Genomic DNA, 17,836 nt, shown 5'->3' with positions numbered 1-17,836 from the left:
CTGACGGAGGTAGAGCGCTCAGTGAGCCGCTGTGATCGCAGAGCCGAGGACCGCTAAGTCGTTGTGGCACAAGGCTTTCAGCAAGCCACGCGCTCTGTCAACGGCGGCCTCGTGGTGCCCTGATAGAGTGTTATTGGCTGACAGACTTGGTAGTCGTCCCACGTCAGGAAGAACGGGTGCGCGGCGTGTGCGTCGCGCAACGACGGGTCGCCCTTGTACAGGGCGTGGCGGCGTCGATAGTCCGCAAGAGACAGCACGGCGGGGCCCTCGTGATCACGCACGTGCGTGCCGCCGACCTGCCCGTGTTCGTAGATGTAGTCGCCGAGGTGCACGACGAAATCGAGGTTCTCGCGCGCGATTCCACGATGGGCCGCGTAGAAGCCGTCGTGGAACGCCTGGCAGTTGGCCGTTGCGAAGCGCACCTTCGAGACATCGCCGACCGGAGCCGTGCGCGTGCGACCGACGCGACTGCGCTTGCCGAGCGCCGAGAACTGGTAGTAGTAGGTGCGACCGGGACGGAGACCGTGAACGGGCACGTGCACGCTGTGCCCCAACAGGTTCGAGGCCGCGACCGTCCCGCACGCCACCCGCGACCGCATCGTGCGGTCCAGGGCGATGGACCACTCGACCTCGACGATCTCGGACAGGCGCTGCTCGAACGCCAACGGCTCCGGGGCCAGCCGCGTCCAGAGGATCACGCTGTCCGGCAACGGGTCCCCGGATCCGACGCCCAGGGTGAACGGCGCCGGATCCCACGACGCGCCGAGATCGAGAGCGGCCGCGTGGGCCTCGGCGGGAGACAGCCCGGCGGACAACGGCCACACGGTGCCCAGGGCACCGGCAGCGGCCGCGGCGCGCAGCAGATCACGTCGGTTCAACATCAGCGACCCTCCACCGTGAACGAGATGTTGTCCGCGTAGCCGTCGTTCGACGTACCACCGCCGGATCGGGTCATCTGCAGCGTGACGACAGCGGTCCGGCTGCCAGGTGGCACCGTGCCGCGCGCGGTTCGTTCGAACAGGCCGGTGCGGCTCGTGCGTTCCTCCGCGGTGAGCGGCCCGAGCACGACGAGGCCGCGCGGGGTGCCGGCCGCGTCGAGGAACTCGACGGAGAGCCGGGCGCCGTCCTGCTGCGAGGCGTAGCCGCCGAGCCAGGCGGACACCGCGAACTGAGACGCGCGCCGCGGCAGCGTCACGCTCTGTCGCAGGGTGCTCAGGGGCGTGTCGCCGCCGCCGAAGAACGAGGCACCGCGCTGTGCCGGTCCGGGATCACCGGGCCCCGGATACCCCTGCCCCGTGTCGTACCGCAGCACGACGGGGGCGCCCGCGACGGTGAGCCAGCCGGTCAGGCCCTGCTCGGCGTCGCCGTTGACGATGAGTTCGGTCATGGGACTGATCCGAGCAAGCGGGGCTGTCCCGGACGGATCACCCGGCCCAACGAGATGTGAACGGCAGGCCACAAGGCTCGTGAAAGTGCCTCACGAGGGCCTCACCACTGCCCCAGGAGGATGATGGTGACAGAACCGACCGTATGAGAAGGCCGACTGGGTAGTCGCCGGGGCGCGCGGATCGTATCCTGGGGGGTGACGTCCCCAGGGTGGGTCGTCCGCCGGGTTCGGCGGTAACCGAAAACACCCGGCGCCCGCGACCGCTGTGCCGGAGGAGGAACGATGCCACTCTCCGAGCACGAGCAGCGACTGCTCGACCAGATCGAGCGCGCGCTCTACGCCGAGGACCCGAAGTTCGCATCCACCGTACGAGGCGCCAAGTTGCGGCGGCCGTCGAAGCGACGCCGCGTGCAAGGCATCGTGTTGTTCGTGGTCGGCGTGGCCGCTCTCATCACCGGAGTGATGCTTCCGCAACTCGCGATCGCCAGCATCCCCGTGGTGAGCGTCTTCGGCTTCCTGCTCATGTTCTTCGGTGTGCTCATCACCCTGACGACACTGCGTCGCGGTGACCAGGTAGCCGAGGGGGCGCAGGAGGACGGCAAGCCGACGCGCAGCCGCAGCTCGTTCTCCGAACGGATGGAGGAGCGCTTCCGCCGTCGTTTCGACGACGAGCAGTAAGCCTTCCAGGATCACAAAGCGATGGGCCCGCCCCCGAGAGGGAGCGGGCCCATTCGCTTGCCTTCGGGACCTACACCGGAACCGGTTCCCGCTCCGGTGTCTCGGCCACCGGCGCGGGCGTCGGCTTCAGCACCGACTTCGGGAACAGCCTCGCCCGCCAGGACAGCGGAGCGTTCTGTCGCAACGACTGTCGCACCGCCGCCAGCGCTCCGGGCAGCGCCGGGTCGGCGACGGGGTTCGCGCTGTACCAGGACCGTTCGATCGTCCCGATCACCAGCCGCAGCCCGTCCTTGCCGGCGTCGTCCAGGTTGTGCTCACGGGCCAACCGGCGCGCGGCGGTCCTGATCGTCTCGGCCACGGGCACGGGCGCGCCCCGGTCGATCGACTCCGCCATGAGCTCGCTCCAGGCCGCCGAGGCCGCTCCGGGACCGAGCTTCGCGACCTCGTGCAGGCGGTTGCGCCGACGCACGGTGCGAACCAGCAACGGTGTCAGGACGAGACCCGCTATCACCAGCGGCACCGCCAGCCACCACGAGATCAGCGCCGCGGCCAGGCCGGCGGTCATCAGCCACAACCCGGCCGCGGCCGGTATCAGCAGCTTGCGCGCCCACGTCGCGCCCATCAGGCCCGCGCCGACCACGCCGAGCAGCGCCAGCACCAGGAACAGCGTCACCAGGACCGCCAGCGCCAGCGCCGCGCCGATCGCCCACAGCAGCCACGTCGGCGGACCGGTGGGACCGGCTTCCTGCAGGCTCTGGTTGTCCTCGGTGCCGTCGGTGGCGGCGGACGTCGGGGCCGACCCGGTCGCGGACGGCGCCACGGACTCGGAGTTCGTCTCGCCGGTCGGCAGCTCGTCGTTGGGTCCCTGCGTCTCCCGCATGTACGGCGGCACGACACCGCGGCCGTCGTCGACCGGGGTCGGGTCGAAGGTCATCCAGCCGTAGTTCGGGAAGAAGATCTCCACCCACGCGTGGGCGTCCTCGGTGCTGATCATGCGGTACTTGTTGTCCACGACGACGCCGGCCGTGAAGCCGATCGCCACGCGGGACGCCAGCCCGACCACGCGGGCCATCACGGCCATCGCGGAGGCGTACTGCTCGCAGTAGCCGACCTTGGACCTGGTGACGAAGTCCGTCAGCGCGTCCTTGGTGACGTCGCCCTGGGTCTTCAGGTCGTACTTGAACCCGCTCGTCGGGCTGTTGAAGAACTCGGAGAGCTTGGCGGCCTTGTCGAAGTCGTTGGTGGCGCCCTCGACCGCCTTGTTCGCCGCGTCGATCACCGGCTGCTCGACGCCGTCGAACTTGAAGTACTCCGGCTCGATGACGTTCTTCCCACCGGGCGGGGCCAGCCGCAGCGCCTGCTTCGTCGGCGTCGAGAGCACCGTGCCGATCTCGTACGGCTCCGGCTCCCGTTCCCGCGTCGTGAAGATCGAGCCCTTCTTCGGGTCGAACCGGTAGTCGTCGTCCGGGGTGTTGATGCTGCGCACGGCGCCGTAGGTCGGCAGCCAGTAGCTCTTCCAGTCGCGCGGCTCGATCTTGATCGTCGTCGTCTTGCCCTCACCGCGGTCGCCCGGCTGCGGCGGCAGCTCGCCACGCGCCGGGTTTCCGTCGGGGTTGAGACCGCGTTCCCAGCCCTTGTTCGGCACGTACCTGGCCAGCGTGGTCGCCCGCATGTAGTACGACTCCGACAGGCCTTCCACGTAGAACACCTCGGCGGCCCGGCCGCGGTTGAGCATGCCGCGCAACGACGTCATCTCGCTGAGCCCGATGCCGCCCTTGCCGCCGCCACCGCCGCTGCCGCCCGGCAGCCTGCCGACCGTGCCGACGAACGTGAAGCCGGCACCGACGACCAACGCGATCACCATCGCGATGCTCGCCACCGAGGTCGCGGAACTGCCCGACCCGCTGGCGGAGCCGGACCCGAGCCTGCCCCGCCACGCCTCGTGCCGGTGCTGACCGTCGACCGCGAGCAGCATCGCGAACGCCGCCGCGCCTAGGATGAACGTCCAGAACGGCAGCATCTCGTCGGCCAGCGACGCGGGCACCGCGAACACGCACAGCAGCACCAGCCCGGACGCCGCCGGGGCCGCGGCCGCGACGGCCAGCGTGTCCACCAGCACCGCGACCAGGCCGATCGCCAGCACCACGAGCGCCTGGATCGCCGGCGACGCGTGCACCGGCGGAACCCCGGTCTGCACCTGCGCGACGGACTCCGCGAGCACGTCGCCGAGTTCGCCCAGCGCCTCGGGGCCGGGGATGAACAGGAAGATGCCCGACCGCGTGTGCAACGCCGTGAGCAGGCACAACAGCACGAAGACCTGGGCGATCGCGACCAGCGGCGGGGTCAGCCGGGTCGCGCGCAGGAACGCGCCGGTCACGGTGATCGCGATGATCACCACGCCGATGCGCACCAGCCACAGGTCACCCTCGATGACGCCGGAGAGCGCGGTCGAGGCGCACAGGACGGCCAGCGCGGCGATCCACGGCGTCGCCGACGTGAACCACTCGGGCTCCGCGCCCTTCGCGGGAGCGGCGGAACGGGTCCCCATCTCAGCCCACCTCCGACCGGATCGACGGTCCCCGGTTGCCCGCCGAGGCGCACAACTCCTGCCACACCTGTTGCATCGAGGCCGACGGCCGCGCGATCGCCACGCCCCAGCCGGCGCCGGTCAGCAACCGCCGCGCGTCGTCGGGTTCGGGGGCGGTGGCGTCCGAGCCACCGGCCCAGGCGTTCACGTCCAGCAGCACGGCCAGGCTGCGCATGCCACGCGGCCGGTACCGGATCAGTTCCTCCACCGACGCCGGTGACACGCCACCCAGCACCGCGATGACCTCCTGGCCGGCGCCGGGGTCGATCCCGGCGCTGAGCTCACGCCGGTGCGAGCCCTGCAGCGCGGCCAGCGAGTCCAGCACCACGTGGTCGCTGTGCCCGCCCTCGGACGCCCCGCCGGCGAGCACCCTGCCGTCCTCGGAGACCAGGCGGACCTGGTGGCCGAAGTGGTGCAGGTGCAGGCAGACCGAGGCCACGAACGAGATCGCCCACTCCAACGACGCCGTGGGTCCGCTACCGCGGTGCGCGTGCACTCGGTGGTCGAGCAGCACGGTCGTGCCGCCGCGCCACGGACGTTCCTCGACGCGCACCATCAGCTCGTCGCGCCGCGCCGTGGACCGCCAGTGGACTTTTCGCAGGTCGTCGCCCTGGCGGTACGGCCGCACCACCGCGTCGTCCTCGCCCTGGCCCGCCCGCAGCCGCACCGAGCCGTCGTCGCCCGCGCCCATCCCGGAGCCGCCGGGCAGGCCCGCCAGCCGCACGACGCGCGGGACCACGACGAGCCGCGACCGGCCGGCGAGTTCGCGGTCGAACTCGGCCAGCCCGAACGGGTCGGTGATCCGCGCCATCAGCGGGCCGACCTGCTGGATGCCGCGCATGACCGGCTTGAGCGGGTAACGCAACGTCGTGGGGGTGTTGCGGGGCAGCCGCTCCACCAGGAACCGCGGCCGCGCGCCCAGGGCGTACGGCACGGTGTCCTCCAGCATCAGCCCGCCCGTGGGCAGCCGGCCGGTGCTGCGCAGGTCCAGCTTCACCTCGGACGCCGCCCCGACCGGCACCCGGCTCGGCGCGAGGAACCGGGCGGCGTGCAAGCCCACCCGAGCCCTCGTCGCGAGCCACGCGGCCAGCAGCGGCAGCGCGATCACGAACGCCGCGACCCTGAGCAGGTCGCGTTCGTTCAGGACCGCGGCGCACACTCCGGCGGCGAACCCCGCGGCCAGCAAGCATCTTCCGCGCGTGGTCAGACCGGAGAGTGCGGTGCGCATCGTCAGCGTGGCGTCCCTGCGTTGTTGTTCAAGCTGCGGACGTACGCGGCGCTCGGATCCAGCGCCGCCGTGGGTACCGGCACCCGCTGCAGCAGGGCCCTGATCAGGTCGGCGGGGGACCGGCGGGCGGCCTGTGCCTCCGCGGTCATCACCAGCCGGTGCGCGAGCACCGGGATCGCGATCGAGTGGATGTCGTCCGGCACCACGAAGTCACGGCCCGCGAGCGCGGCCTGTGCCCGTGCGGCGCGCACGAGATGCAGCGTGGACCGCGGCGAGGCGCCCAGTCGCAGCTCCGGCAGACGGCGCGTGGCCGACACCAGTTCGACGGCGTAGCGACGCACCTCGGGGGACAGGTGCACCCGGCGCACGGCCTCGATCAGCCGCAGCACCTGGGCCGCGTCCGAGACGGGCCGCAGGTCGTCGATCGGGTTGTGGCCGGCGTGCTCGTCGACCATCGCGAGCTCGGCCGCCGGGTCCGGGTAGCCGATCGACACGCGCGCGGTGAACCTGTCGCGCTGTGCCTCCGGCAGGGCGTAGGTGCCCTCCATCTCGATCGGGTTCTGCGTCGCGATCACCATGAACGGCGAACCCAGGGGATAGGTGTTCGCGTCCACCGTGACCTGGTGCTCCTCCATGCATTCCAGCATCGCGGACTGCGTCTTGGGGGAGGCGCGGTTGATCTCGTCGCCGACCACGATGTTCGCGAAGATCGGTCCCGGCCGGAACTCGAAGTCGTTCTCCTGCCGGTTGTAGATCGACGAGCCGGTGATGTCGCTCGGCAACAGGTCCGGCGTGAACTGGACGCGGCTCACCGTGCAGTCGATGGAGCGGGCAAGCGCCTTCGCGAGAGAGGTCTTGCCGACACCCGGCACGTCCTCCACGAGCAGGTGCCCCTCGGCGAGCAGTGTCACGAGAGCGAGCCGGACCACGTCGGGTTTGCCGACGAGAACCCGTTCGACGTTGGCGGCGATCCGCTGGACGGCGCCGTGCAACTCTCCCAGGATCTGATCGACCGGCGCGTGACTGTTCGCGCTTGGGCTTCCCGGTGTCACTAAACCTCCAGCAGCCGTGTCCGGAACACGGACGTGTGAGCGTTTCACGCAGTGTGTCAAACCACGGCTAAGTGCCCTACACCTGCGGGCTACATCGGGTTCGCTCCACCAGTTTCCACCTTCCCCCACCAAGGCTCCCCAACGCGTTGTTTTGCCGGAATTTGCTAGGCCGTTCGAGTGCTGAATCGGGGCTGAACCCTCACTCGGCAAGGTGGTGGCTGACCAGCTCCCCCACCATCCCCCCACGCCTCCCCACTGCGTCTACCTGGGAAAACGGGTGACAAGTTGGTGTGCAAACAGCCGTTTCAGCGTTGACTGTGGTGAAAAGTGGGGTACTGTGGCGGCCGGTGGGGCAGACGGGGGCTCCACTGCCGGTCTCGTCGCCCGGCAAGGGAGGTGGCTGCCGTGTTCCTCGGCACTCACTACCCGCGCCTCGACGACAAAGGTCGGCTGACACTGCCTGCGAAGTTCCGGGACGAACTGGCGGGAGGTCTCATGGTCACCAAGGGCCAGGACCACTGCCTGTACGTGTTTCCCCGGGCTGAGTTCGAGCAGATGGCGAGGAAGGTCGCCGAGGCGCCGTTCACCAACGACGCCGTACGCGCCTATCAGCGGTATCTGTTCGCGGGTACGGACGAGCAGCGTCCGGACGGTCAGGGCCGCGTTCTGATCGCACCGGAACTGCGCCGGTATGCCGGGTTGACCAAGGAGTGCGTGGTCGTCGGCGCGTTCACCAGGATGGAGATCTGGGACGCGACCGCCTGGCAGACCTATCTCGAAGAGCATGAGGACGGCTACGCCGAGGCTCGCGAGGAGGTCATACCGGGCGTCTTCTGATGGCGGTCAGCCGAGCAACAGGCCGGATGTTCCACACGCGATTCGGGTGCCGTGAGGCCTCGGTCCGCTCGAGAATCGGCCCTGGCGCACCTTCCCCGGCGCCAGGTTCGACGGGCGGGCGGGGACCTGACGTCACCCGAAACGCGCATCAGGGGAGTAGAGGGACGATGGATCAGCCGCGGCACGTTCCGGTGCTGCTGGACCGCGTCCTGGAACTCTTCGCTCCAGCGCTCTCCGGCAAGCCCGCTGTCGTCGTCGACACGACGCTCGGCATGGGCGGCCACTCCGACGCGCTGTTGAGCGCCCACCCCGAGCTGACCCTCATCGGTCTCGACCGCGACCCACAGGCCATCGAGATGGCCTCGAAGCGGCTCGCGCGTCACGGCGACCGAGTGCACCTCGTCAACGTCACCTACGACCACATCGACGACGCCGTGGAAGAGCTCGGCCACTCCCATGTGGACGGTGTGCTGATGGACCTCGGCGTGTCCTCGTTGCAGCTGGACGAGGAAGAGCGCGGGTTCGCGTACTCCAAGGACGCGCCGCTCGACATGCGGATGTCCAAGGGCACCGGCATGACGGCGGCGGACGTGCTCAACACCTACTCGCACGGTGATCTCGCGCGGATCCTCTCCACGTACGGCGAGGAGCGGTTCGCGGGCAAGATCGCCTCGGCGGTGCTGCGCGAGCGCGAGAAGGAGCCGTTCACCAACTCGGGCCGGCTCGTCGAGCTGCTCTACGCGGTGGTGCCCGCGGCGTCCCGGCGCACGGGCGGGCATCCGGCGAAGCGCACGTTCCAGGCGTTGCGGATCGAGGTCAACGGCGAGCTGGAGTCGTTGCGACTGGCCCTCCCGGCTGCCTTGGGCGTGCTGGGCATGGGCGGGCGCATCGTCGTGGAGTCGTACCAGTCCCTCGAGGACCGGATGGTGAAGCAGGCGCTCGCGGAACTGGCGAAGTCGAAGACGCCGCCGGGTCTGCCGGTCGAACTGCCGGGCCACGGGCCAGAGGTCAAGTTGCTCACGAAGGGCGCGGAGCTCGCGTCGGAGCAGGAAATCGAGGACAACCCGCGCGCGGCGCCGGTGCGGCTGCGGGCGGCGGAACGGATCGGAGAACCGAGATGACGGCACCCGCACGGGTCGGCGGGCCGTCGCCCCGCGACCCCTCGAAGGACCGTGACGACCGGGACAAGGCCCGCCGGCGGACCGCGGGTGCCGAGCGCGCCTACGCCCGTCGTGCCCAGCGCGCCCAGAACCTGCGCAACGGCACCGCCTCGCCGCAGCAGAAGGCCGTGTCCAAGGCTCCGTTCGTCGTGCTCGTGATGCTCGTGCTCGGCGCGGGCGTCGCCGGGATCATGTACTTCTCGACCCAGGCCGCCGCCGACACCTATCGCCTGCAGGAGGCGAGGGCGGAGGCGGAGAAGCTGACGTTGCAGATGGAGCAGCTGCGCCGGGAGGTCGCACTGCTCGAGTCGCCCACCGACCTCGCCCGCCGGGCAGGTGAGATGGGCCTGGTCGAGCCGTCGAACCCGGCGCGGTTGCGGCAGAACCCGGACGGCACGGTCGAGGAGTTCGGCAAGCCGAGCGCACCGACCAAGTCGACGCCGCCGCCTCCGCCGTCCTCGGAACAGCCGCCGCCCGCCGGTCAGACGCCGCCTGCCGGAACCCCGACTCCTCCGGCGGGTGGCTGATGCCCGGTCCGCAGCAGCGAGGGCCGCGCCGCCCGTTGTCGGTGCGCGGCTCTCGCCCGGCCGCGCGCACGGGTGGCAACAGCAAGGTGCGCATCGCCGTCGGCCGCATCCTGCTGATCGGCGCGTTGCTGATCGCGGGCGTGAAGCTCGTGCAGGTGCAGGGCATCCAGGCCGACGAACTCTCGCAGCAGGCGCAGAAGCAGCGCACGACGCGCCTGGACATCCCCGCCGAGCGCGGCTCCATCCTGGACCGCAACGGCAACCAGCTCGCGTTCTCGATCGAGGTGCGCGCGCTCTACGTCCTGCCGCAGCGGGCCCGCAAGACGTGGGACGACGCCCGCGCGAAGGACCCGGAGCAGTACCCGCTGTCCTACGACGACCACGCGCGCGAGGTCGCGAAGTTCATCTCGTCGACGCTGGGCCCCGAGGTCAACGGCGAGAAGACCGACGAGGAGAGCGTCTACCAGCAGCTCGTGGAGGACATCAGCTACGAGGTGCTGGTCAAGGAGGCCGAGCCGGCCAAGGCCGCGAAGATCGTCGCGAAGTTCCCGGCGGAGATCGGTTCCGAGTACCGCTCGAAGCGCATCTACCCCAACGGCGAGCTGGCGTCGAACATCATCGGCGCCGCGAACTGGCGCCAGGACGAGAAACCGCCGACCACCCAGGGCATCCTCGGGCTGGAGAACGCCGCGGACAACCTCCTCGCCGGCCGCATGGGCCGCCGCGTGGTCGACACGATGTCCGGTGACGACACCCTCGTCATCCCGAACACCGAGCGCGAACTCGTGAAGCCGCAGCCCGGCAAGAGCCTCGAGCTGACGATCGACATCGACACCCAGTACGCCGTCCAGCGCCTGGTCACCGACTACGCGAAGAAGTCGGGCGCCAAGTCGGCGTCCGCCGTCGTGCTGGACAGCCGCACCGGCGAGATCGTCGCCATGGCCAACGACAAGACCTACGATCCGACCGACTTCGGCAAGGCGTCGGAGGACCAGAAGCGCAACGCCGCGGTGGCGTCTAGCTTCGAGCCGGGTTCGGTGAACAAGATCGTCACGGCCGCCGCCGCCGTCGAGTACGGCCTGTTCAAGCCGGACGACGTGCTGCAGGTGCCGGGTTCGCTGAAGGTCGCCGACCGCACGATCAAGGACGCGTGGAACCACGGGACCGTGCCCATGTCGTTCACCGGCGTGTTCGCGAAGTCCTCGAACGTCGGCACGCTGCTCGCCGCCCAGGAGGTCGGCAAGGAGCGCTACGCCGAGATGCTGCAGAAGTTCGGCCTCGGCAAGCGCACCCAGTCCGGCGTCCCCGCCGAGGAGTCCGGCGTCGTGCCGCCGCTGAACCAGTGGTCCGGCTCGACGTTCGGCAACCTGCCGATCGGCCAGGGCCTCTCGATGACGTTGCTGCAGATGACCGGCATGTACCAGGCCATCGCCAACGACGGCGTCCGCATCCCGCCGCGCCTGATCCGCGCCGAGATCGGCGAAGAGGGCGCCCGCTCCGAGAAGCCGCGCCCCGACGGCGTCCGCGTGGTGTCGCCGGAGAGCGCGAAGACCGTCCGCGACATGTTCCGCTACGTCGCCCAGTCCGACCCGCGCGACGCGAACCAGAACGGCACCGGCCGCCAGGCAGCCCTGCCCGGCTACCAGATCGCGGGCAAGACCGGCACGGCCCAGCAGATCGACCCGGTCTGCAAGTGCTACTCGCAGTCCGAGTACTGGATCACGTTCGCCGGCATCCTCCCGGCCGACAACCCGCGCTACGTCGTCGGCATCATGCTCGACGGGCCGCACGGCACCCAGTTCAGCTCGTCGGCGGCGCCGCTGTTCCACGACATCGCGGCGTTCCTGACCCAGCGGTTCCAGGTGCCGATGTCGGCCGAGCAGACGCCGTTCGTGCAGCTGCAGCTCTAGGTCATTTGCGGGTCGCGCATCGTTGTTGACGCGGCCCGCATTCGCAAGTGACGTGAGCCATGCCCACGCCTGGCGGTGCACAAATTTCTGATTTAACAGTGAATACCTTCACAACTTTCTCTCTTTAATGAGACGCATTCCGTCCCGTCTAATACTTCGAAACCGAAGTGCAAGGCGAGATGGGGTTTGGCGTGCGTTCCCTGCGATTTTTGATCTTGGCCGGCGTGCTGGCGGTGACGACGGTTCCCGCAGCTCAAGCGGAAGAAGAAGCCTGGACGGCGAAGTCCTACTGGCTGCACATGAACAGCACGCCGACCAATGATCAAATGATCGCGGTCGAAGCGCGGCGCCGTTCGTACATCGTGCTGAACGCCTGGGAAAGCGATCTTGCCAAGAAGTTCAAGGCCGCCAATCCCAAGATCCAGACCTTCGTCTACAAGGACCTCTCCTCCACCCGCAGCTACGCGTGCTCGGGCGGCGTCGACGATTCCGATCTCCCCACCGGCGTCGGTTACTGCGCGGCCGACCCCGATTGGTTTCTTCTCGACCCGAACGGTCAGCGCTTCGAGTACGACGGCTACGCCGGCCACTGGCAGATGGACGTCGGCAACCCCGGCTACCAGAACGCCTGGGCCGACAACGTGATCGCCTCCAGCAAGGCCTTCGACGGCGTGTTCATGGACAACGCTCTGTTCGCCTGCGACACCTACCACGACAAGGGCGTCTGCCCGGCCTCGTACCCGACCGACGAGTCCATCCGCGACGCCTACCGCTCCATGCTCGCCAACACCCGCCAGAAGTTCGTCGACGCGGGCCTCGAAACCGTCGCCAACATGTCCAACGCCCGCCTCTACGACGGCGCCTGGGACACCTACGTCGAACACCTCGACGGCGGCTTCGACGAGTGGTGGCTGACCTTCAACGACAAGGACCTGCTCTCCGAATACCCGCAGGGCTGGAGCCGGCAGATCGCCCAGATCACCGCCAACGAGGCCAAGGGCAAGATCACCTGGGTCCAGCCGCACCACAGCGGCGCCGAACAACCCTTCCGCTACGCCTTCGCCAGCTACCTCCTGGCCAAGGGCGACCACGCGGCGATCTCCGAGATCGAGGAAACCGACCGCTACGACAACCCCTCCGAATGGCGCACCGAATACGACTGGGACCTCGGCACACCCCTGGGCGAGCACCACGAGGTCGCCACCAACGTGCACCAGCGCGAGTTCGAGTGCGGCACCGTGATCGTCAACGCGAACAAGACCGGCACCGGCGCCGTGACCGTCCGGCTCGCCGAGACCCACACCAACGAAAACGGCGCCCCGGTCACCTTCGTGGCGCTGGCGGGCACAACGGGCACCGTCCTCCGCAAGCCCTGCTAGAGCGTCACCCGGTCGTCGTGCATCGGCTCAGGCCGAGCCACCAGTACCGGACAAGACGCGTGGTAGAGCGCAGCACGAGTGATCAGCCCAACCCCGTCGTGCTGCCCGCCCTTGCCGACCACGACCAGATCCGAGTCCAGGGCGGCCAGCGCCTCGTGCGGGTGCCGGGACTCGATGACGACCTCGGGAGTCAGCTCCGGAGCCGTGGTGCGCAAGAACAGGACGGCGCGGCGGATCGCGGCCTCGTCGCGGGGGACGGAGACGCCGTGCTGGGCGGGTGGGTGGACGTGCAGCAGGCGCAGTGACGCTCGGCGGGTGCGGCAGAACTCGACCGCGCGCCGCAGCACGACCGGGTCCTCGCACCCGCCGACGGCGGCGGTGATCCAGCCGTACTCGCCGCGGATTGCCGGGGGTCGTCCGCGCACCACTACGACTCCGCACCGCGTGCGGCGCAACACCGGGAGGACGAGGGAGCCCAGACCCAGGCTGCGGTGCTGTTCTCCTTTGCACCCCAAGACCAAGGTCGCGCTGGAGTCCGACGCCCTCACCAGTGCGGCCACCGGGTCGTCACCGCTCGGGCGGAAGTGGGCGGTGAGCATGGGGAGCCGTTCCAGGACTCGCTGGACCGTCGTGTCGCCGGGGTCCGCGAGGTACACCTGGAGGTCTGTCCTGAGTGACCACGCGTGGCGTGCTGCCCACTCGAAAGCGTGGTACGCGGATTCGGAAGTGTCGACCCCGACCGTCACGGAACGACTGAAATCCGGTGCCCAGAAAGAGAATCTCCTGGGTTCCACCGCCGTGCGTGTTCTCATCGCCGCCTCCTACCGCCCTCTACCTCACCGCGCGCGCACAACTGACCACAGGGTCGGAAGTCACAAAGCGGGCAGGAACTTGTTCGGCCGGACGGGCTCACCCCTGAAGAGCACCCGAAACGGCCACTCGAACGGCCTATCACGGCAGATCATCACCCGATTGCCAACGCGCCGCTCGGCCACTCCGCGCACGCCGGTAGCCTCTTGCCCGTGCCTGCCAAGCTCGAGGGCAAGGTCGCGACCGCCCCGCCCCGCCCCAACGCCATTCGCCCTGCTTCCGTGGCCGCACTCGCCGCGGTTGCCGACGTGCACCTGACCAGGCCAGCGCATGCTGACGTCCAGGTGACGGGGGTGACTCTGCGTGCACAGCACGTGGTCCCCGGAGACCTGTACGCCGCGCTGCCCGGTGCCCGTGTGCACGGTGCCGACTTCGCTGAGACGGCGTTGGCCAACGGTGCCGTCGCGGTGCTGACGGACGAGGCCGGTGCCGCGCGCGAGTCCCTCAAAGACGTGCCCGTGCTGATCCACCCGCGGCCGCGCGAGGTCGTGGGTCTGCTCGCCGCGCACGTCTACGGTCAGCCGTCGACGAAGATCAAGCTGTGGGGTGTCACCGGCACGTCCGGCAAGACCACCACCACGTACATGATCGAGTCGGTGCTGCGCGCCGCTGGCAAGCAGACCGGTCTCATCGGCACGGTCGGCACCCGCATCGGCACCGAGCAGCTGGACAGCTCGCACACCACGCCCGAGGCGCCGGACCTGCAGGCGCTGTTCGCGGTCATGGCCGAGCGCGGCATCACCGACGTGGCGATGGAGGTGTCGAGCCACGCGCTGGAACTGGGCCGCGTCGCCGCCACCGAGTTCGAGATCGGCGCGTTCACGAACCTCAGCCAGGACCACCTCGACTTCCACTCCTCGATGGAGGAGTACTTCGAGGTGAAGGCGCAGCTGTTCGACGGCCGCGCGCGCAAGGAGGTCGTCTGCGTCGACGGCGAGTGGGGTCCCCGCCTCGTCCGCGACCACACGATCACCGTCGCCACCACCAAGCCCGCCACCTGGACCGCGAGCAACGTCGAGGTGTCGCCGACCGGCGAGCAGACGTTCACCGCGCACGGGCCCGACGGCGACATCGAGATCCACCTGCAGCTCGCCGGCAGCTTCAACGTCGCGAACGCCCTGCTCGCGATCGCCTGCCTGCACGCAGAGGGCATCTCCAAAGAAGCCATCGCGGAAGGCCTCAAGATCGTCCAGGTCCCCGGCCGCATGCAGCGCGTCGACGAGGGGCAGGACTTCACCGCCGTCGTCGACTACTCGCACAAGCCCGCCGCCGTCGCCCTCGCGCTGGACGCCGTGCGCGCGAAGACCGACGGCCGGGTGATCATCGTGCTGGGCTGCGGCGGTGACCGCGACAAGGCCAAGCGACCGCTGATGGGCGAGGCCGCCGCGGAACGCGCCGAGGTGTTGATCATCACCGATGACAACCCGAGGAGCGAAGACGCGTCTTCCATTCGGGCCGCCATGCTCGAAGGGGCCCTCGCCGCCGACAACAGGGGCGAGGTGCTCGAGATCGGCGACCGGAGGCTCGCGATCGAGAAGGCCGTCGAGCTCGCACGTCCGGGCGATGTCGTCGTGGTGGCCGGCAAGGGACATGAAACGGGACAGGAGATCGCCGGCGTGATCCACCCGTTCTCGGACGTCGAGACGCTGACCGCCGCGATCAGAAAGGCTCACCGTTGATCGCACTCACGCTCGCCGAGATCGCGAAGATCGTCGGCGGACGCTTGCACGCAACCGATGGCAGCCCGGTGGTCACGGGTTCTGTCGAGTTCGACACCCGCAAGGTCACCGGGGGCGGCCTCTTCCTGGCGTTGCCCGGTGAGCGCGTGGACGGCCACGACTTCGCCGCCCAGGCGGTCGCGAGCGGTGCCGCCGGTGTGCTGGCGGGCCGTGAGGTCGACGCCCCCGCGGTGATCGCGCCGCCGGTGGAGACCAAGCACGCCAACGCTTACGTGCTCGCCGGCGACACGAACGGCGAGGGCGCCGCGGTGCTGGCCGCGCTGGCCAAGCTCGCGCGCTACGTCACGGACCAGCTCCAGGGCCTCACGATCGTCGGCGTCACCGGTTCGGCCGGCAAGACGTCCACGAAGGACCTGATCGCGCAGGTGCTGCGGCCGGTCGGGGACGTGATCGCGCCGCCGGAGTCGTTCAACAACGAGCTCGGCCACCCGTGGACCGCGCTGCGCGCCACCGAGGACACGAAGTTCCTGGTGCTGGAGCTGTCCGCGCGCGGCATCGGCCACATCGCGAACCTCTGCGAGATCGCCCCGCCGAAGTTCGGCGCCGTGCTCAACGTCGGCACCGCGCACCTGTCGGAGTTCGGTTCCCGCGAGGGCATCGCGCAGGGCAAGGGCGAGCTGATCGAGTCGCTGCCGGAAGACGGCGTCGCGATCCTCAACGCCGACGACCCGCTGGTGGCGGGCATGGCGAGCCGCACGAAGGCCAAGGTCGTGCTGGTCGGTGAGAACCAGAAGGCCGACGTCCGCGCCGAGAACATCGAGCTGGACGAGCAGGCCCGCGCGAGCTTCACGCTGAAGACCGCCAAGGGCGACGCGCAGGTCAAGCTCGCGTTGAACGGCCTGCACCAGGTCGGCAACTCACTGGTCGCCGCCGCCATCGCACTCGAACTGGGCGCCACGCCCGCCGAGGTCGCCGAACGACTCGGCGCCGCCGAACGGGTTTCCGCGCACCGCATGGTGATCACCGACCGGCCCGACGGCGTGACCGTCGTCGACGACGCGTACAACGCGAACCCGGACTCGGTGCGAGCGGCGTTGAAGGCGCTCGCGACGATCTCGCGCGCCACCACGCCCGCCCGCCGCAGCTGGGCCGTGCTCGGCCCGATGGCGGAACTGGGCGACGACGCGGTGCGCGAGCACGACGAGATCGGCCGCCTCGTGGTGCGGCTGGACATCAGCAAGCTGGTCGTCATCGGTGACGCGGCCCGCGCGATGCACCAAGGGGCGCACCTGGAAGGATCTTGGGGGGAAGAATCCGTCCTGGTGCCGGACGCGGACGCGGCGATCGCGTTGCTGCGCGCGGAAATCCGGCCCGGTGACGTCGTGCTGGTCAAGGCATCAAACGCCTACCGCCTGTGGCGCATTGCCGAGGCCCTGCTGGAGGCAGGAACCAAGTGAAGAGCATCCTGATCGCGGCAGCGATCGCACTCGCGGTGTCGATCCTGCTGACGCCCTACCTGATCAAGATCTTCTCCCGGCAGGGCTTCGGCCAGGAGATCCGCGAGGACGGTCCGCAGCACCACAAGACCAAGCGCGGCACGCCGACCATGGGTGGCCTCGCCATCCTGGTCGCGATGTGGGCCGGCTATCTCGGCACGCACCTCGTGAACTCGATGTCGGCCTCGGCGTCGGGGCAGACCCCGACGGCGTCCGGCCTGCTCGTGCTGATGCTGACGACGTCACTGGGCGTCGTCGGCTTCCTGGACGACTTCATCAAGATCCGCAAGGCGCGCAACCTGGGCCTGAACAAGACCGCCAAGCTGGTCGGCCAGTTCATCGCGACGATCACGTTCGCGATCCTGGTGCTCCAGTTCCCGAACAAGGACGGCCTGACGCCCGCGTCGGTCAACCTGTCGTTCGTCCGCGACATCACCGTGGTCTCGTTCGGCGTCGTCGGGTTCATCGTCTTCTGCTACGGCATGGTCGCCGCGTGGTCGAACGCCGTGAACCTGACCGACGGCCTCGACGGCCTGGCCGGCGGCTCGTCGGCGATGGTGTTCGGCACCTACGTGGTGATCTCGTTCTGGCAGTTCCGCTACAACTGCTCCAGCTACGCCGTGGCCGGTTGCTACGACGTGCGTGACCCGCTGGACCTGGCGGTGATCGCGGCGGCCGCGATGGCGGGCTGCATCGGCTTCCTCTGGTGGAACGCCGCTCCGGCCAAGATCTTCATGGGTGACACGGGTTCGCTCGCGCTCGGCGGCCTGGTCGCCGGTCTCGCGATCGCCACCCGCACCGAGCTGCTCATGATCGTCATCGGCGGTCTGTTCGTGGTCGAGGCCCTGTCGGTGGCGTTGCAGGTCGCGGTCTTCCGGACCTCACGACGGCGCCTGTTCCGAATGGCACCGTTCCACCACCACTTCGAGCTGGCCGGCTGGGCGGAAACCACGGTCATCATCCGGTTCTGGCTGATGGCGGGCATCTGCTGCATGTTCGGGCTTGGCGTGTTCTACAGCGAGTGGCTGACGGGCGGGTTCTAGAAC

Annotated in this window: 15 protein-coding genes; 9 read left to right on the top strand and 6 right to left on the bottom strand. The window is 69.4% G+C overall.

Features of this window, described 5'->3' with window-relative positions; genetic code table 11:
• Positions 1 to 77: 77 nt before the first annotated feature.
• Positions 78 to 881: an alkaline phosphatase D family protein gene (locus SK803_RS25880; protein WP_319968691.1), complete on the bottom strand. Its 804-nt coding sequence runs from the start codon at positions 879 to 881 to the stop codon at positions 78 to 80.
• Positions 881 to 1,387, bottom strand: a complete 507-nt coding sequence (locus SK803_RS25875) for a hypothetical protein (RefSeq protein WP_319968690.1) — start codon at positions 1,385 to 1,387, stop codon at positions 881 to 883. Before SK803_RS25875 ends, SK803_RS25880 begins: the two co-directional genes overlap by 1 nt.
• Before the next feature lie 282 nt (positions 1,388 to 1,669).
• Between SK803_RS25875 and SK803_RS25870 the strand changes: the two genes are divergently transcribed.
• Complete coding sequence (locus SK803_RS25870) at positions 1,670 to 2,065, top strand: DUF3040 domain-containing protein (protein WP_319968689.1); 396 nt, start codon at positions 1,670 to 1,672, stop codon at positions 2,063 to 2,065.
• A 70-nt stretch (positions 2,066 to 2,135) separates the two neighbouring features.
• On the opposite strand, the gene SK803_RS25865 is transcribed toward SK803_RS25870, so the two are convergent.
• The 3 genes from SK803_RS25865 to SK803_RS25855 are packed head-to-tail and all read right to left on the bottom strand — an operon-like array spanning position 2,136 to position 6,932.
• Positions 2,136 to 4,613: a transglutaminase family protein gene (locus SK803_RS25865; protein ID WP_319968688.1), complete on the bottom strand. Its 2,478-nt coding sequence runs from the start codon at positions 4,611 to 4,613 to the stop codon at positions 2,136 to 2,138.
• Between the two features lies 1 nt (position 4,614).
• Positions 4,615 to 5,880, bottom strand: coding sequence for a DUF58 domain-containing protein (locus SK803_RS25860; protein ID WP_319968687.1), 1,266 nt, complete (start codon positions 5,878 to 5,880; stop codon positions 4,615 to 4,617).
• A 2-nt stretch (positions 5,881 to 5,882) separates the two neighbouring features.
• Positions 5,883 to 6,932: an AAA family ATPase gene (locus SK803_RS25855; protein ID WP_406601582.1), complete on the bottom strand. Its 1,050-nt coding sequence runs from the start codon at positions 6,930 to 6,932 to the stop codon at positions 5,883 to 5,885.
• Between the two features lie 405 nt (positions 6,933 to 7,337).
• On the opposite strand from SK803_RS25855, the gene mraZ reads away from it, so the two are divergent.
• The 5 genes from mraZ (at position 7,338) to SK803_RS25830 (ending at position 12,745) form a co-directional block, all read left to right on the top strand.
• Entirely contained in the window at positions 7,338 to 7,769 is a 432-nt protein-coding gene (gene mraZ, locus SK803_RS25850) for a division/cell wall cluster transcriptional repressor MraZ (protein ID WP_086664612.1), read from the top strand.
• A gap of 167 nt (positions 7,770 to 7,936) precedes the next feature.
• Entirely contained in the window at positions 7,937 to 8,890 is a 954-nt protein-coding gene (gene rsmH, locus SK803_RS25845; RefSeq protein WP_319968686.1) for a 16S rRNA (cytosine(1402)-N(4))-methyltransferase RsmH, read from the top strand.
• Positions 8,887 to 9,456: a hypothetical protein gene (locus SK803_RS25840; protein ID WP_319968685.1), complete on the top strand. Its 570-nt coding sequence runs from the start codon at positions 8,887 to 8,889 to the stop codon at positions 9,454 to 9,456. The genes rsmH and SK803_RS25840 overlap by 4 nt, the downstream gene beginning before the upstream one ends.
• A complete protein-coding gene (locus SK803_RS25835) occupies positions 9,456 to 11,366 on the top strand; it encodes a peptidoglycan D,D-transpeptidase FtsI family protein (protein WP_319968684.1) in 1,911 nt (636 codons plus the stop codon). Before SK803_RS25840 ends, SK803_RS25835 begins: the two co-directional genes overlap by 1 nt.
• 224 nt (positions 11,367 to 11,590) lie before the next feature.
• Positions 11,591 to 12,745 carry a putative glycoside hydrolase gene (locus tag SK803_RS25830; RefSeq protein ID WP_319968834.1) on the top strand — a complete coding sequence of 385 codons (1,155 nt, stop codon included), beginning with the start codon at positions 11,591 to 11,593 and terminating at the stop codon, positions 12,743 to 12,745.
• Here SK803_RS25830 and SK803_RS25825 read toward each other — a convergent pair.
• The gene (locus tag SK803_RS25825; protein WP_319968683.1) at positions 12,742 to 13,491 is read right to left on the bottom strand and encodes a universal stress protein; all 750 of its coding nucleotides are present in this window, start codon (positions 13,489 to 13,491) and stop codon (positions 12,742 to 12,744) included. The genes SK803_RS25830 and SK803_RS25825 overlap by 4 nt on opposite strands.
• A gap of 276 nt (positions 13,492 to 13,767) precedes the next feature.
• On the opposite strand from SK803_RS25825, the gene SK803_RS25820 reads away from it, so the two are divergent.
• The 3 genes from SK803_RS25820 to mraY are packed head-to-tail and all read left to right on the top strand — an operon-like array spanning position 13,768 to position 17,833.
• Positions 13,768 to 15,294 (top strand): UDP-N-acetylmuramoyl-L-alanyl-D-glutamate--2,6-diaminopimelate ligase, encoded by a 1,527-nt coding sequence (locus SK803_RS25820; protein ID WP_406601581.1) that lies wholly within the window; start codon positions 13,768 to 13,770, stop codon positions 15,292 to 15,294.
• On the top strand, positions 15,291 to 16,751 hold the full coding sequence (locus SK803_RS25815; protein ID WP_319968682.1) for a UDP-N-acetylmuramoyl-tripeptide--D-alanyl-D-alanine ligase: 1,461 nt from the start codon (positions 15,291 to 15,293) through the stop codon (positions 16,749 to 16,751). Before SK803_RS25820 ends, SK803_RS25815 begins: the two co-directional genes overlap by 4 nt.
• Positions 16,748 to 17,833, top strand: a complete 1,086-nt coding sequence (gene mraY / locus SK803_RS25810; RefSeq protein ID WP_319968681.1) for a phospho-N-acetylmuramoyl-pentapeptide-transferase — start codon at positions 16,748 to 16,750, stop codon at positions 17,831 to 17,833. Before SK803_RS25815 ends, mraY begins: the two co-directional genes overlap by 4 nt.
• Positions 17,834 to 17,836 lie beyond the last annotated feature (3 nt).

Source organism: Lentzea miocenica, assembly GCF_033949945.1.
GTDB lineage: Bacteria > Actinomycetota > Actinomycetes > Mycobacteriales > Pseudonocardiaceae > Lentzea > Lentzea miocenica.
Note: the sequence above shows the minus strand (reverse complement) of the source record. Positions and strands in the feature narration are given on the sequence as shown.